The organism is Virgibacillus salarius (assembly GCF_039521925.1).
Lineage (GTDB): Bacteria > Bacillota > Bacilli > Bacillales > Amphibacillaceae > Virgibacillus > Virgibacillus salarius.
This window is the reverse complement of sequence record NZ_BAAACY010000053.1, coordinates 1-14898: the sequence shown is the minus strand read 5'-3', so window position 1 is coordinate 14898 and position 14898 is coordinate 1. Positions and strand designations below refer to the sequence as shown.

Genomic DNA, 14898 nt, shown 5'->3' with positions numbered 1-14898 from the left:
ATCGATTTATTTCATAATCAGCGACTAAATTAAAGTTATACCGATGTTTTCTTAGAATTTAGTTAAAACATAAAGTAATATGACGTATAAAAAGGTAGTTCTTCAAAAAACTTTGTTGAAGTTAGTTGAAGTAAAACCGACAATTTTCAAGACTCAATGATTTTAAATCATCATTGAAGTTTTGAAGTTGTCGGTTTTTTTATTGAGTAAGTATAAATTTATTCAATAATCGTAATGGAGTAAATAAAATGTATAACTTTTTAGAAAGATATATGGCCTTTTCTAAAAGTAATTTTTAATGTGTTAACGCCGTTTAGAAGGGAGAATGTTTTGTGTTAGGTTCTTTGAGTTCATCATCATTGTTATCATTATTTTTTATTATGCTTGTTATTTCTGGACTTAGTGGCCTTTTGTTTTTACACCCACGGATACCATTAAGTTTTGTTCGTATTCATATCGGTATCGTGGCTTTACCATCTTTAGTTTCCTTATTGGCTCTTACTAATAACAGTGGGAATAGAGGCGATGGTTTTTGGTACCTAGATTCCTTAGCTTGGTTAATGGTTTTCTTTGTTCTTACAATTGGATTGATCATTCAGCGTTTTTCTGTACGTTATTTAATGGGAGATCGTTCTTATCGAAAGTATTTTACGCTTTTTACTTTCACTACAGGTGCTGCTTCAATTACATGTTTAAGTGCTGATCTCCGTTTGATGGTCATATCTTGGGGAGCGACTCTCGTCGGTTTAACTTTACTTATAAGGTTAAACCGTGCATGGAAAGTAGCAAGTGAAGCAGCCAAGGTTTCTGGTCGATTATTTATATTAAGTTGGTTTTCATTATTATTTGCGATAATTTGGCTTTTTCAAGTCACAGGTCAATGGCAGTTATCATTAATTCTAACAAATGAAAGTTTAGCTCAACTTGGAGCATGGGAGAGAACAGGGGTTAATTTATTGATTGTATTAGCAGTGATAATTCCTGCGGCCCAATGGCCTTTCCAAAGGTGGTTGATTGAGTCTGTTGTTGCTCCAACTCCTGTTTCAGCGATTATGCACGCAGGTTTAGTAAATGCAGGTGGGATTATGCTAGCTCGATTTTCTCCTCTTTTTAATGGTGATATAGCTTCGATTATTTTACTTATTCTTGCAAGTTTTTCTGTATTGATTGGATATGGAATTAGTTTAGTACAGGTTGACTATAAACGTCAGTTAGTAGGCTCTACGATCGGGCAAATGGGGTTTATGTTCATTCAATGTGCGTTAGGTGCGTATGTAGCAGCCATTATTCATCTTATCTTACATGGTTTGTTCAAAGCTACGCTGTTTTTACAGGCTGGTTCGGCAGTACGTCGTTTCGAAGTATCGACTCCCGTTAATGAAAGGTCATCCTATTTATGGATCATGGCAGGTCGGACATTAGCCCTAGTTATAGGGATTGCTTATTGGCTCATGGCTCCTTTAGAGGGGTATCAATTGATTAGTGCGTTAATCTTAGGGTGGTCATTGTCCGTTTCTTGGACACAGCTCGTAGCTTTTGGAAAGGGGAGAATTGGTCGAATTGTTGGCTTATCATTTTTAGGAGGAGCAGCCATTGTTTATTTTATCATTCATAATCTCTTCTATGAGTGGTTACGCACAACCGTTTTCCAAAGTGTTCAACCTCCAATGTCAGTTGTCATCATTGTCGTATGTCTCTTATTATTTGGTATTGCGATGGGTACATGGGTTGCTCGTAATCGTTCTTCTGTTTCCTTCGCAATACTTTATCTTTGGTTAGTACGATTAGGTGAAGCAAAACCAAAGTTAGTAGAAAGTCATCCAAACTACCTTAAACAATATTTATCTCAAGGAGGTAATCGGTGATGAACGGAACATCTGTATTAACGAAAGAAAATGTAAAAAAGCAAGATACAAATATTAATCATCAAGAAAGTAATATTAACGTTTTAATAGAATCTGCTAGTCAAGTAATTGCACCACTTTGGCCAATTTCTGCATTTGCAGCACGTAATCCGTGGACGGGACTTGAAAAGCAATCTTTTGAACAGGTTGCAGGTTGGTTAAATAAAACTCGTGATATTGATATCTACCCTAGTGCTTCTATGATCCTTTCGGCAAAGAGTAAAGGTGAGATTGATGAAGCTTTTGTGAAAATGGGTCTACAGCATTGGCTTGATTCCCATTCCTATAATATCCCACGGAACGTGGCAGAGCGATTTTGTCATGCTGCACTAAAATTAGATCCATTACCTTCTAACCTTTTATCATCACTTAAACTGGAGAAATTGGCAGATGAATTTAGTGGACTGAATACGGATCGTATCGATAATTTTTTAATCCAACCAATAAGTTCGAATATAGCGAATGAAGATGGTGAAAGGTTAGTCAATATTCTCGATCATCATGTCATCAAGTGGTGTAAATTATACCTTGATGACTCACAGGCAGGTTGGACAATGCCAAACCGTGATGAAGGTTTCTATCGTGCGTGGCAGCGTCTTATTCAATATGATCCGGCACTTAATAAAATTCAACGTAAAAGTTTAAAAGGTTGGCCAAAAGAGGCACATATGGCTTTAAAAAAAGCGTTATTCGCGCTAGAAATCCCTAATTCAGAAATACAGACTTATCTTGAAGGTCATTTGCTCTCCTTACCTGGGTGGGCAGGAATGATGCTCTGGCGCTCCCGACAATCAAGCCATGAACATTCACTCCTAACAGAATATTTAGCAGTTCGAATTTCCATGGAGTGGGCTCTATTAAAGCCTTATCTACAGTTGACCAATCAACGACCTGAGAAAAAAGTTTCGATTGCTCCCCTTATAGCAGCGTGGATCCATTGGGGGGACCTTACAATCAAGGAATGGTCACAGATGTCTGCCGCTGAACAAAACGAATATTTATCATTTGCCTACAGCTTTGATGAGAAGCTTCGCAGGAAACTTTGGTTAGAAGCTTGGGAACAAACACACACAGATCGATTAAGTCAGCAGATTATCTCTAAACAACGGAAGATCATCGACAAAAAATCTGCACTAGCTCAATTTGCATTCTGCATTGATGTACGATCAGAACCTTTTCGTCGTCAACTTGAAAAAGTAGGTCCGTTTGAAACGATTGGAATTGCTGGTTTCTTTGGATTACCGATAGCAACTAGTGAACTTGGTAGCGATCATAGCCATTCTTCCTTGCCGGTTATACTAAAGCCTCAACATAAAATAAAAGAGACTGCTGATGAAAATGAACTCAAATTATATCAACAACGTAAGCAGGCAGTTACTTCCTTAAGCTATACATTTAAAACGATGAAACAGAATGTACTTGCTAGCTTACTTTTACCTGAGCTAAGTGGACCTTGGCTTAGTCTCCAAATGGTATCACGTAGCTTTGTACCAAGAAGAGCAGATCGTTTTATTCGTAACCTTCGTGAGACTTGGTTACGCAAACCTAATACAACGCTCTCGCTTAATCATGTTCATCATCTAGAAGCGGAGATGCCTGTTGGTTTTTCTGACGAAGAAAAAGTGAATTATGCCCATCAAGCTTTGAAAATGATGGGGTTAACAAAGAATTTCTCACCATTAATCGTAATATGCGGACATAGTAGTAAAAGTACCAACAATCCTTATGCTGCAGCTCTTGAATGTGGTGCGTGCGGTGGAGCGGCAGGTGGATTCAACGCTAGGGCCTTAGCCACTTTATGCAACCTTCCAGAGGTAAGAAAGGAACTTTCTTCTGAAGGAATTGAAATTCCTGAGGACACCGTTTTCGTAGCCGCTGAGCATAAAACAACAGTGGATGAATTACATTGGATTTATGTTCCTGAACTTTCCGAAGCTGCACAGGAAGCATTTGACCGTATCGAAGCTATAATGCCGAAAGTGAGCCGTAATGCAAATGCAGAACGTCTAGCCCAATTACCGAATTTTAAAAAGGAACTTAAAAATCCTAAGGCTGAGGCACACCGATTTGCGGAAGATTGGAGTGAGATACGTCCGGAATGGGGATTAGCTCGTAATGCTGCTTTTATTATCGGCCAACGTGAACTAACTCAGGATTGTGACTTGGAAGGTAGAGCCTTCCTTCATAATTATGATTGGAATCAGGATGAAAGTGGTGATCTCCTAGCTAACATCATTGCAGGACCAGGAACGGTGAGCCAATGGATTAATCTTCAATATTACGCTTCAACGGTCGCACCTCACTATTATGGTAGTGGAAATAAAGCAACTCAAACCGTTACAGCAGGTCTTGGTGTTATGCAGGGGAATGCAAGTGACTTGTTAGCTGGACTACCTTGGCAATCAGTCATGCAATCAGATCACGAGGTTTATCATTCTCCTCTTCGTTTGCTGATTGTCATCCAAGCCCCTAGCGGATATGTAAAACGGCTATTAAATAATGATTCAGTATTTCGAGAAAAAGTTCAAAATGGATGGGTTCGACTTGCTAGTGTCGATCCAGATGGACGCTGGGTAAATTGGTAACTACTATCAACTAGTTGCTACTTAAATAACAATTTATAAACATAAAGAAGGAGTGTACTATATGAATTTAGATAAAAATAAAAAAGCACTATTTTTAACGGACATGGAAAACGGGTTGGAGCCTATTTTACAAGAAGTAACGAATATTCGAGCAGAAAACATGCTAACTATACAAAGCTATGGCTCCGTAATCTTGCATCCTTATGGAGATATAATGAGGTCTATTATCATTGCGATTTATCAGGAAAATGTTGAGGAAATTTTTGTAGTAGGAACAAAAGATAAGAGGACTTCCACAGTTAATGTATCAACTCAACTTGAATCAACGAAAAACAAAATACAAACATTAGATTATCTTTTTCAAAATAGTAAGCCTGAATTTTCAGGTGGTACGGTCGATGAATGGCTAAATGGAAAAGAAAATGGTAGTGACAATATCGAAAAAAGTGTTGATATCATTCGTCATCATCCATTAGTTCCGTCACATTTTAAAGTTCGAGGTTTAATAATAAATAATTATGATGGAAAATTCTCAATTGTGAAGGTTCCTACTAATAAAACAGTGTCAAACCTAACCTGATCATCACTTGTCATTTCCTTAAGAATTAGAAGCTAGGAGCAATAAATCATTTAGCTCTATACTAGTTTTCATATTTACTGAAAGGAAAAATTAATGGACTCTAATTTAACTGATTTTGTAATTGCAACAAAAGAAGAAATAAAGTATGTTTGATTGTGCAAATATGGAATGTATTAAAAAGATAATTAGAAAAGCAATTGATTTTATAATTTAAAATCTTATGAGGAAGTTGAGGAAACCTATTTAGGTAGCATTCAATTTTTTGCATATACACTCTATTATGGACGAAAACATATTATCTAAAATTATTGAAGTCTCAATAAACAGTGAAATTGAATTAAATATTGAAGGTGTATATGAAGGTTATGTTATGAGGGGTTATTAATGGATGCTAAAATAATCAATTTTGTCAATATAGCATGCATCTTAGACTTTCGAATTCAGGATTGACGACTGGCGCTCTACTTTATTTTATAAGGATGAAAAGCGACATAAAGACTTAAAAAGCATATGGAATAAACCAATTTTTTGGTTTGATAGGAGATGTAGTATATATGAAAATATCTAAGGGTTCTTATGAATCTGAGATAAGTAAGGCAATTACTCAATGGGAAAAGGATTTTCTTGGGCGGGGGTCTGTATCAGTTAAGACAGATATATTAAGAGATATGATTATTGTAATTCTAAAAGGTATTTTAACACCAGCTGAATATAGCGTTTGTGAAACAAAAGAGGGAATGTTAACTATAAAGAAAACTCGTTCGGAATTAGTTGAATCAGGTATAGAAGATCTTAAGGATATTATATTAACTATTACGGGAGAAGAAGTGAAAAGTTTCCATACTGATATAAGCTCTCGTACAGGTGAACGAGTGATGGTATTTAAATTATTTAATGATCTTGAGAAAAATTTTAATGTAAAGAAATAAAGGAATGTAACCTTGTAAATGATAATTTTTTAGTAAACAATACTATATTATAATGTCTTCGATAACCTATTCGAGCAGGCTGAGACATATTAGTTATTCTAATTTTATACTAAAATAATATATAAACGATTTTTTTGGACAGTATAGAGATTATTGTAACAATGCATAAATAACGATATAGAAATAAGCGGATGTGTTTATCAACTTTCGCTTATTTTTGTTTTATTGTTATTGCACAGTACAACGTGCAAAGATTAGGTAGTGCAATTGGGTGCTATCCACAATAAATAGTAATATTAATGAGTCTAAAATTTGCAAGCTCTAATTCACTTCTGCATATTTTGGCTCTCTTTTTTATTCAAAAAATATACTGCCATATATAGCATTCATTAAATGCCAAATACAGATAGTGGTGGTAACTTCAAGACTATGAGGGACAATACTTGCCCATTCTTATGGAGAGCAAAATACATAGCATGGTTTACAAAATTTATTATATCGTTATTAATATTAACACCGATTGCGTATAAGCACATAGAATAATTTTCATCATCATTTTGGGGTATTAAGTGGGGCAGCCTGTGTCATGCGAAAAACTAGTAAACGCATCATCTGGTATTGTTCAACCATATCATGCACGGTGAAGCAATATCATCCTTATCCAATTTTATTTCTAAATCTAAAGGCAAAACCATTTTAATTCTATCAAAGGGGATCCTTTTTGTTTATATTAAATTTTGAAATTAATCATAAAAAAATATTGGGACTCCACATTAAGATGTCGTCCCACGAATTTTTATTTTACTCGGGTTTTGTTCCAGCCCCTTTTAAACGTGATGTATTCACGTGAAATTATTAGAAAATAAATTGTACGGTGACCCTATTTAACAATCGGCATTGATAATGAATTAATTCATAACCATAGATTGAGAATAACTTACTCACTTATTTACCAATCCTTCTAAATGTCCCAAACCTTTATATAATTAACTTCACCTATTCCTTTTCGTTATACCTCTGAAGTGCTTCTATTTCTCTTTTTAAACGTTCTTCCATCAGCATATTTTCTTCTTTTAGAGAGTTAGACAAAGATGTTAACTGATCCTTAAGCCAATCCATAATTCTCATTTCTAAGCTTTCCATACTCTCATTTAACTTACTTTCACGTATATCATCCTCCAAAGATGTAACCTCTATTTCCTTCAACTTATTTTTCAGATCCATCCTCTGTTTTTTTAAATTCTGTTTAAGTTCATCTTTTTGTGCTTTCATCAGATTTATTAAATCTGCTTTATATTGTTGAATAGCTTCTCCATATAGTTGCTTTGACTGATTACTATACTGAAACTTACTTTCTTCTTTTGCCCCCATCGAATCTTGTTCCGTATGATCCATGAGCAATCCATCCTCCTAAAGTTTGATATATCATTACCATATGTAACTATATAGTGATGTGACACCTAAGCATTCTATATTTTCTGAACAAGTGTCTATACAGTGAATACTCCCCCTGAATACATTGTACATAACGATTAATGTCTATTAAGGGAGAGAAAATCATGAAAAACTCGCTCGATTTTTGTAATGAGTGCTGTAAACATTTTAAACATTGTGACTGCAAAAGAGAGTCTCCATGTAAAAGACAATTCTGTAAAAAATGTTTTCATAAGCTAGAATGTCAATGTCATAAAGATATGAAGCAACAGCAAGAGCAAGGATTTGGGGATCAGGACCAAGAACAAAGTCAAGGTGATGAGCAGCAACAGCAAGAGCAAGGATTTGGCGATCAGGACCAAGGACAAAGTCAAGGTGACGAGCAGCAACAGCAAGAGCAAGGATTTGGCGATCAGGATCAAGGACAAAGTCAAGGTGATGAGCAGCAACAGCAAGAGCAAGGATTTGGCGATCAAGACCAAGAACAAAGTCAAGGTGACGAGCAGCAACAGCAAGAGCAAGGATTTGGCGATCAGGACCAAGGACAAAGTCAAGGTGACGAGCAGCAACAGCAAGAGCAAGGATTTGGCGATCAGGATCAAGAACAGAGCCAAGGCAATCAAGAACTACAGCAAGGACAAGGACATGGTGGTCAAATCCAAAATCAGGGTGATCAAGATCAAGGGCCGCAAATTCAAAATCAGGAGCATGGTGACCAAAGAAATGGAGATCAAATTAATGAAGGACATACAAATATATCTCCGTTGGAAAATGATCAAACCATATCAACTCCTGTTGATGTGGACGGAGTAACTGTAAATGTAAAATGTGGTGATTGTGTTCCCTTTCCATTTTTCCCACCACACGATGATCGTAAAGATAAGTGTAAATGCAAACGATGCAAAAACAGGAAATGTTCACCTAATTGTGACAATTGCACCATATGTTCATGTAATTTACTAGAAATGTTACAATCTTTTCAGACCACAACTACGGATACTGATGCTAAGCAAGTAGATCTATACATCTCATCCATAACATCACTAAGCAACCCTATTGAAAATCAGACTATCACCGATATTATTGACTGCTGTATCGTTAAACTTAAACCTGCCTCACAACCTGAAGTAATTCCCAGCACAACTGTGCAACTGTGCGATATTGCTGGAATAAGAGCGGAAAACTCTACAGAAAGCCCAAATGCTTTAGATTTTATAATAGATGTTGCTCGTGAAATGAACGAACATGGTGATGACCATCAGAAAGACTGTAATTGTCCTCGTTGCGCAAAAGCAATGGGTGATGAGCTTGCATGTGCTGCGCGATTTGGAATACTTGTCAACATATCAATAACTGGCTTAACTACTCCACTATCTTTATATGTACTAAACGTAAAAGACTGTTTTGTTTTTCTTGTCGATGATCTAATGAATCCCTCAGAGATTTTTGCTTTTTCCCTATGTTCTGTAGTTGGGTTTACTGTAGAGTCACAAACCATCTAAAGAAGGCAAATTGTACCTCCTAACTATATAGGCTGGAAAAAAGCATATAGATAAATCCATGTAGGATTTGAAATTCCACATGGATTTATCGTTTTTCATTACGTTATTTTTTTCTAAAATGGTCCCCAATCAATCCATACACCAATTGTCAACGTCAGAATGGCAATGACTAACCAAATTAAAAATAGTGGTAAAACCCTCCTTCCCCACTTCGTCCATGGCACATTTGCTACAGCGAGACTTGCCATTAATATGCCGGATGTTCGAAAAATAAGATTCGTCAACAAAATACCCTAAGCTGGTTGCTACAAAAATGAGCAGGTACTTATGTCTGCTTGTAAATACAGCATGATGCTGCCTCCCTCTACTATCCTTATCCACGCCAATGATACTATTTGATGTATCTTCTACACCCTTTTAGCATATCTCCATATATACCAAATGGTAGCAGCCAAGGGAAGCCGGACACACAAAATAGCTGCCGAAAAGAATTTCTCGACAGCTATTCAAACTAATCATTAATTTACAATACTTATTGCTTCTATTATTTTTTAAAACGTAATAAGAAAGTACTTTTTCTTTCCTCTGCGTATAACAGTAAATGTATCTTCAATACGATCATCCACTTGCAAGTCGTATTGCACGTCCTGCTGACGTTCCCCGTTGAGATAAATAGCACCATTCGCTATATCCTCACGTGCTTGTCGCTTTGATGGAGAGATTTTAGCAGCAACCAGTAGATCAACTAAATTCATATCTTTCGATTCTGCTTTATACGTTGGTACATCTTTAAATCCCTGTTTAATATCACTTGCTGTAAGTTGTTTTATATCTCCACTAAATAAAGATGCTGATATTTTTTGTGCTTGTTCTAATGCTTCTTTACTATGAACAATCAGCGTCATTTCCTCAGCTAACCGCTTATGAGCTACGCGCTTTTCTGGTTGCGTATTAATTTCGTCTTCCAGACTTGCAATTTCTTCTTCAGAAATAAATGTAAAATAGCGGAGAAACTTGATAACATCACGATCATCTGTATTTAACCAAAATTGATAAAATTCATATGGAGATGTTTTTTCTGGGTCAAGCCAGATTGCTCCTCCAGCTGTTTTACCAAATTTAGTACCATCCGCTTTCGTAATTAATGGAACAGTTAGTCCAAAAACATTTATTTCGTCATTTTCATTTTCTCTTGAACGACGAATTAGTTCCATTCCTGCGGTAATATTTCCCCATTGGTCACTTCCACCAATTTGTAACGTACATCCTTCTTCTTCATTTAATTTCATGTAATCCAGGGATTGCAGAATCATATAACTAAATTCTGTATACGAGATACCCTGTTCAATACGCGCAGATACCGATTCTTTTGCAAGCATGTAATTGATGCCAAAATGTTTACCAGCATCCCTTAAAAAGTCAATAACAGTCATACTTGCTAGCCAATCATGATTATTTCTTGCAACTACTGGATTTTCTCCTTTGTCAAAATCAAGAATACGAGCAATTTGCTGTTTAATTTTTTCACTGTACCCTTTCACTACGTCGCTTTCATTTAGGGAACGCTCTGTATTACGTCCACTTGGATCTCCGATCATTCCCGTACCACCACCGATGAGAGCAATTGGACGATGTCCCACCTTTTGGAATCTCTTTAGCATTGTAATTGGCACCAAGTGTCCAATATGCAAGCTATCACCAGTAGGATCGAACCCACAATATAATGTAACCTCATTTTCAGCTAGATGCTTTTGTAAACCATCTCTATCCGTTACTTGGTTAATAAGTCCTCTTGTTTCTAGATCCTGTAAAATATTCAATTCCTTCACACTCCATCATTTTTGTTTCTTTCTAGCTCAATATGCTTGTACTGCTTACTCCAATGAAAAAAATAAAAAAACTCCTCCCTCAAAAAGGGACGAGTTATATTCACACGCGGTACCACCCTTGTTGCAATTGCTTGCCACTTGGGATTGATAACGGTGTCGCCACCGTTTCTTTATTACACCATAAAGAAAATGCTCCAGAATGTAATTCATTTTACAAATATTCCTGACTTTCACCAACCGCCAGTTCTCTAAATAGGGATTTGTAAAACTACTTCGTTCTTTCTCAGCATCGTTTATCCTATTACTATATATTCATATCATATTCATTTCATAAAAGCAATAATAAATCAAAATTTAATATACCCTAAATAGTGAATATGCTATAATGAATAAGGAATTTAGGAGGTTTTGCCATGAATTTTAAAGAACGGCTTCATACATATTTTGAAAAAGCCAAATCTATTTGGAAAACGGGAAAAATCCAGACTACTTCACGTATTTCATATAGTGTCGTTTGGAATGTTATCCTATTTTTTCTTGTTATCGGCCTAATTGGTATGTTTTTTGCCGGTGGAGTGGGAGCAGGATATTTTGCTTCGCTAGTGAAGGATGAACCTGTCAGATCCTATGAAGTAATGAAACAGGATATATACAACTACGAAGAAACGTCCAAGCTGTACTTTGCAGGAGATAAATATTTTGGAGATGTCCGATCGGATCTTTATCGTGAAGAAACAACATTGGAGAACATCTCCCCTACTTTACTTGATGCTGTTATCGCTACAGAAGATGAATACTTTAAAGAGCATAAAGGAGTTGTCCCCAAAGCAATTTTACGTGCTGTATTACAAGAGGCACTTAATTCTAATGTAAAAACTGGTGGAAGTACGCTGACACAGCAGCTCATTAAAAATCAAATTTTAACTAATGAAGTATCGTTTGAACGTAAAGCAAAAGAAATCTTACTTGCACTCCGGCTAGAACGATTCTTTGAAAAGGATGAAATTTTAGAAGCATACTTAAATATTGTGCCATATGGTCGAGATGCATCCGGAAATAATATTGCAGGAGTTCAAACAGCTGCACAAGGTGTTTTTGGCGTAGACGCTAAGGATGTAAATCTAGCCCAAGCAGCTTATTTAGCAGGACTTCCACAAAGCCCCTCTGCCTATACTCCATTCACTAGCGATGGGAATTTAAAAGAGGGGAAAAGTTTAGAACGAGGCATCAATCGAATGAAGTCCGTACTTAACCGGATGTACGAATCAGAATATATTACAAAAAAAGCATATGAAGAGGCAATGGCTTATGATATAACTAAAGATTTCACAGGTAAATCAAAGTCACCAATTGAAAAATACCCGTACTTAACCTTTGAAGTTGAAAAAAGAGCCAAGGAAATTCTTACTACTCAACTTGCTAAACAAGATGGTTATACGGAAGAAGATCTTGCAAAAGATGATGATCTCGAAAAAGAATATCAATCGATCGCTTCAAGAAATCTACGCGTGAACGGCTATCATATCCATACAACAATTAATAAAGAGATTTATGAAGAGTGGCAGGATATCGTAAAAAATTATCAGTACTATGGACCTGATCGTACATTTACGAAAACCGTTGATGGAGAAACTGTAGAGGTTACGGAAAAAGTACAAACTGGTGGCATGTTAATCGAAAATAGTTCTGGTAAAATTATTAGTTTTGTTGGTGGTCGTGAATTTGGCCAAGATAGTCAATACAATTATGCAACGTTGGCTACCCGTTCACCAGGAAGTACGATAAAACCAATACTTGACTATGCACCAGCAATGGAAGAAGGTAAAATCCAGCCTGGTAGCGTATTAGCAGATATAAGAAAACCATTACCAGGTTGGCCAGCTGGCAAGCCAGGAAACTATGGAGGAGGCTTTCATGGAATTGTTTCAGCAAGAACTGCATTGGCTCAGTCCTACAACATTCCTGCGGCGGAAGTCTATTCCAAAATACTGCATTTAAATCCCGCAAAAAAATATTTAGAAAAAATGGGGATTACCACACTGAAAGAAATAGATTATACAGGTCCTGCCGCGTCAATAGGGACAATGGATGTATCGGTTGAAGAGAATGTTAATGCGTTCGCAACCTTAGGAAACAATGGTAAGTTCGCAGATGCTTACATGATAGAAAAAATCACGACAAATGATGGTGAGGTTGTCTATGAGCATAAGTCAAAACCAGTAGATGTATTTACACCACAGACCAATTATTTAACTATCGATATGATGCGTGATGTCATATCGAGTGGAACCGCTCGCTTTCTTAATGGCCAACTAAACTATGGTGGCGTGGATTGGGCAGGAAAAACCGGGACCTCACAGGATTACAAAGACGCATGGTTTGTTGCAACAAATCCAAATGTAACCTTTGGAACATGGATCGGATATAAAACGCCGCATTCCATTTATAATTCGAGTATGTCTCTAAGCTACAGCCAACGAAATATGAAGTTATGGGCGCAATTAATGAATAAAGCAACAGCCATTGATCCAGAGCTACTAGCACCGACAAATAGCTTTAAACGTCCAGGTGGAATCGTCCAGCGAAGCTATTGCGCCATATCTGGAATGCTGCCATCGGAGCTATGTGAAAAAGCTGGTTTAGTAAGGTCGGATCTATTTAATGCCAAATTCGTTCCTACAAAGAAAGATGATAGCTTAATTACTGGAAGTATTGTTATGGTAGACGGTAAAGCAGTAGTTGCCGGCCCAAATACCCCAAGTGAGTTTACTAAAGGTGATGGTCTAGCATTTAATCCAGAATTCTTAAAACGGAATGGTTATGATAAATTAGCAGATATTAGCCAGCTATTTCCTAACATTGCTACAGAGAAATGGGAAAAAATTAGTGCTCCTAATAAAGACGCTGGTGACATGCTAAAGGATGATGGAAAGGCACCAAGCGCACCAACATCTCTTAAAAAATCAGGAAAGAAACTAACTTGGAAGAAGTCAGGAAGCAAGGATGTTGTTGGCTACCGAATTTATCGGGCAACTGGACCAGGTAAAAAATTCACATTAGTAGGCAGCACAACCTCAACTAATTTTAACATAGGCACTGGTGATGCTAGGTACCATGTCAAAGCAGTAGATTATTTCGGTCTTGAATCAGGTGCATCGAAAGAATTACTCGTTGGTGATACAGGAGAAAAAGAACCAGAAACACCAGATAAAGGTAAAGAAAAAGATACTGTTAAAGATAAGGACAAGAATAAAGAAGAAGACGAGAAACCAGTTGATGATAAGGATACGGATAAAAAAGATCCTGATTCGAACAAAAAAGATAATGACGAGGATACCGTCCCTAGGGATGAAGATAAAGAAGAAACTCCAACTGACAATAGTATACCTGAAGCAACTATGAATTAGACGTCAGTATTTGTCAGGAACTTGGCTAAAGTCCCCCATTACTTTTCTTTAAAGCTTGCAAAGCGAAATGCTTTGCAAGCTTTTTTATTGGTTTATACCTTCCCTTGCTTATAGGTGTTTATAAAAAAACCTCACTTCAAGGTAGGATAAAGTTGGAATCAGCTCAAGGAAGATTATATGGGATCAACTTACAATATTTACATTATCTGATTCATTTACAGGAAACCCACAAGCGCAAGCGCCCGATTAGAAACGTAGCGACTGGAGTGAGCCAACGGAGTTAAAGGAATCACGGTGAGCTTGCGAGCCGATGATGACTTAGTTTAGGGGGCGATTCATGAAGTCACCTAGTTTCTGGGCGCTGGAGCTGGAAGCTGCTCAACAAGCGCCTATTTATCCACATGGGCTAATTTTATAACTCCTTATCTTTAAAAAAAAACTGAGCTAAATTCGCTCAGTCCTTATCACTAAATGCTCAGATTTACGCTTCCTCTAGTAGCTATTATGGAATAATAGCTACTGCTTGCTTGACCACCACTCCGGCTGCCCACTTCCCTTTCCGTGGGGTTTGTCCTTCAGCTAACTTTTTTAGCAAAACCCGCTCAAAAAAGTGGATCTTCAGGTCAAACATTTCCCACAGGAGTTGAAGTAGCCGGCTTTCGCTATTATCAGGCTCTACAACGCTAGCATGAAGTAACACAGCTACTTTTATACTCACGGATAGCGAT

Annotated in this window: 9 protein-coding genes, 2 pseudogenes and 1 other annotated feature; of the genes and pseudogenes, 7 read left to right on the top strand and 4 right to left on the bottom strand. The window is 37.0% G+C overall.

Features of this window, described 5'->3' with window-relative positions:
- Window positions 1-332 precede the first annotated feature (332 nt).
- From ABDZ84_RS07360 to ABDZ84_RS07340, 5 genes and pseudogenes are all read left to right on the top strand, one after another.
- Window positions 333-1865 carry an NADH dehydrogenase subunit 5 gene (locus tag ABDZ84_RS07360; RefSeq protein ID WP_026681456.1) on the top strand — a complete coding sequence of 511 codons (1533 nt, stop codon included), beginning with the start codon at window positions 333-335 and terminating at the stop codon, window positions 1863-1865.
- Window positions 1865-4489, top strand: a complete 2625-nt coding sequence (locus tag ABDZ84_RS07355; protein WP_343780808.1) for a DUF2309 domain-containing protein — start codon at window positions 1865-1867, stop codon at window positions 4487-4489. Before ABDZ84_RS07360 ends, ABDZ84_RS07355 begins: the two co-directional genes overlap by 1 nt.
- A 61-nt stretch (window positions 4490-4550) precedes the next feature.
- Window positions 4551-5091: pseudogene (locus ABDZ84_RS07350) on the top strand (carbonic anhydrase).
- 71 nt (window positions 5092-5162) lie between these two features.
- Window positions 5163-5454 (top strand): annotated as a pseudogene (locus ABDZ84_RS07345) (DUF6407 family protein).
- Window positions 5455-5623: 169 nt separating this feature from the next.
- Window positions 5624-5998, top strand: coding sequence for a Na-translocating system protein MpsC family protein (locus tag ABDZ84_RS07340; RefSeq protein ID WP_026681458.1), 375 nt, complete (start codon window positions 5624-5626; stop codon window positions 5996-5998).
- A gap of 996 nt (window positions 5999-6994) precedes the next feature.
- Here ABDZ84_RS07340 and ABDZ84_RS07335 read toward each other — a convergent pair.
- Window positions 6995-7393: a hypothetical protein gene (locus ABDZ84_RS07335; protein ID WP_205388707.1), complete on the bottom strand. Its 399-nt coding sequence runs from the start codon at window positions 7391-7393 to the stop codon at window positions 6995-6997.
- Window positions 7394-7692: 299 nt separating this feature from the next.
- Here ABDZ84_RS07335 and ABDZ84_RS07330 point away from each other — a divergent pair, with 299 nt between their 5' ends.
- Window positions 7693-8934, top strand: a complete 1242-nt coding sequence (locus ABDZ84_RS07330) for a hypothetical protein (RefSeq protein WP_343780739.1) — start codon at window positions 7693-7695, stop codon at window positions 8932-8934.
- Window positions 8935-9047: 113 nt separating this feature from the next.
- Here ABDZ84_RS07330 and ABDZ84_RS07325 read toward each other — a convergent pair whose 3' ends face one another.
- Both ABDZ84_RS07325 and tyrS read right to left on the bottom strand, forming a co-directional pair.
- A complete protein-coding gene (locus ABDZ84_RS07325) occupies window positions 9048-9218 on the bottom strand; it encodes a hypothetical protein (protein WP_343780737.1) in 171 nt (56 codons plus the stop codon).
- Between the two features lie 267 nt (window positions 9219-9485).
- Window positions 9486-10754: a tyrosine--tRNA ligase gene (tyrS, locus tag ABDZ84_RS07320; RefSeq protein ID WP_121605494.1), complete on the bottom strand. Its 1269-nt coding sequence runs from the start codon at window positions 10752-10754 to the stop codon at window positions 9486-9488.
- Between the two features lie 91 nt (window positions 10755-10845).
- Window positions 10846-11057: a binding site (T-box leader), on the bottom strand.
- A 119-nt stretch (window positions 11058-11176) separates the two neighbouring features.
- Here tyrS and ABDZ84_RS07315 point away from each other — a divergent pair.
- Window positions 11177-14170 carry a transglycosylase domain-containing protein gene (locus tag ABDZ84_RS07315; RefSeq protein WP_343780734.1) on the top strand — a complete coding sequence of 998 codons (2994 nt, stop codon included), beginning with the start codon at window positions 11177-11179 and terminating at the stop codon, window positions 14168-14170.
- Window positions 14171-14672: 502 nt separating this feature from the next.
- Here the strand turns inward: ABDZ84_RS07315 and ABDZ84_RS07310 are convergent.
- Window positions 14673-14898 (bottom strand): hypothetical protein (locus ABDZ84_RS07310; RefSeq protein ID WP_343780732.1); only part of this gene is annotated, 226 nt, incomplete at its 5' end.

Excerpts from the sequence above, each read along its gene's own strand:
- ABDZ84_RS07335 (WP_205388707.1), bottom strand. The coding sequence starts at position 7,393 with ATGGATCATACGGAACAAGATTCGATGGGGGCAAAAGAAGAAAGTAAG.
- ABDZ84_RS07315 (WP_343780734.1), top strand. The coding sequence starts at position 11,177 with ATGAATTTTAAAGAACGGCTTCATACATATTTTGAAAAAGCCAAATCT.
- ABDZ84_RS07330 (WP_343780739.1), top strand. The coding sequence starts at position 7,693 with ATGAAGCAACAGCAAGAGCAAGGATTTGGGGATCAGGACCAAGAACAA.
- ABDZ84_RS07340 (WP_026681458.1), top strand. The coding sequence starts at position 5,624 with ATGAAAATATCTAAGGGTTCTTATGAATCTGAGATAAGTAAGGCAATT.
- ABDZ84_RS07355 (WP_343780808.1), top strand. The coding sequence starts at position 1,865 with ATGAACGGAACATCTGTATTAACGAAAGAAAATGTAAAAAAGCAAGAT.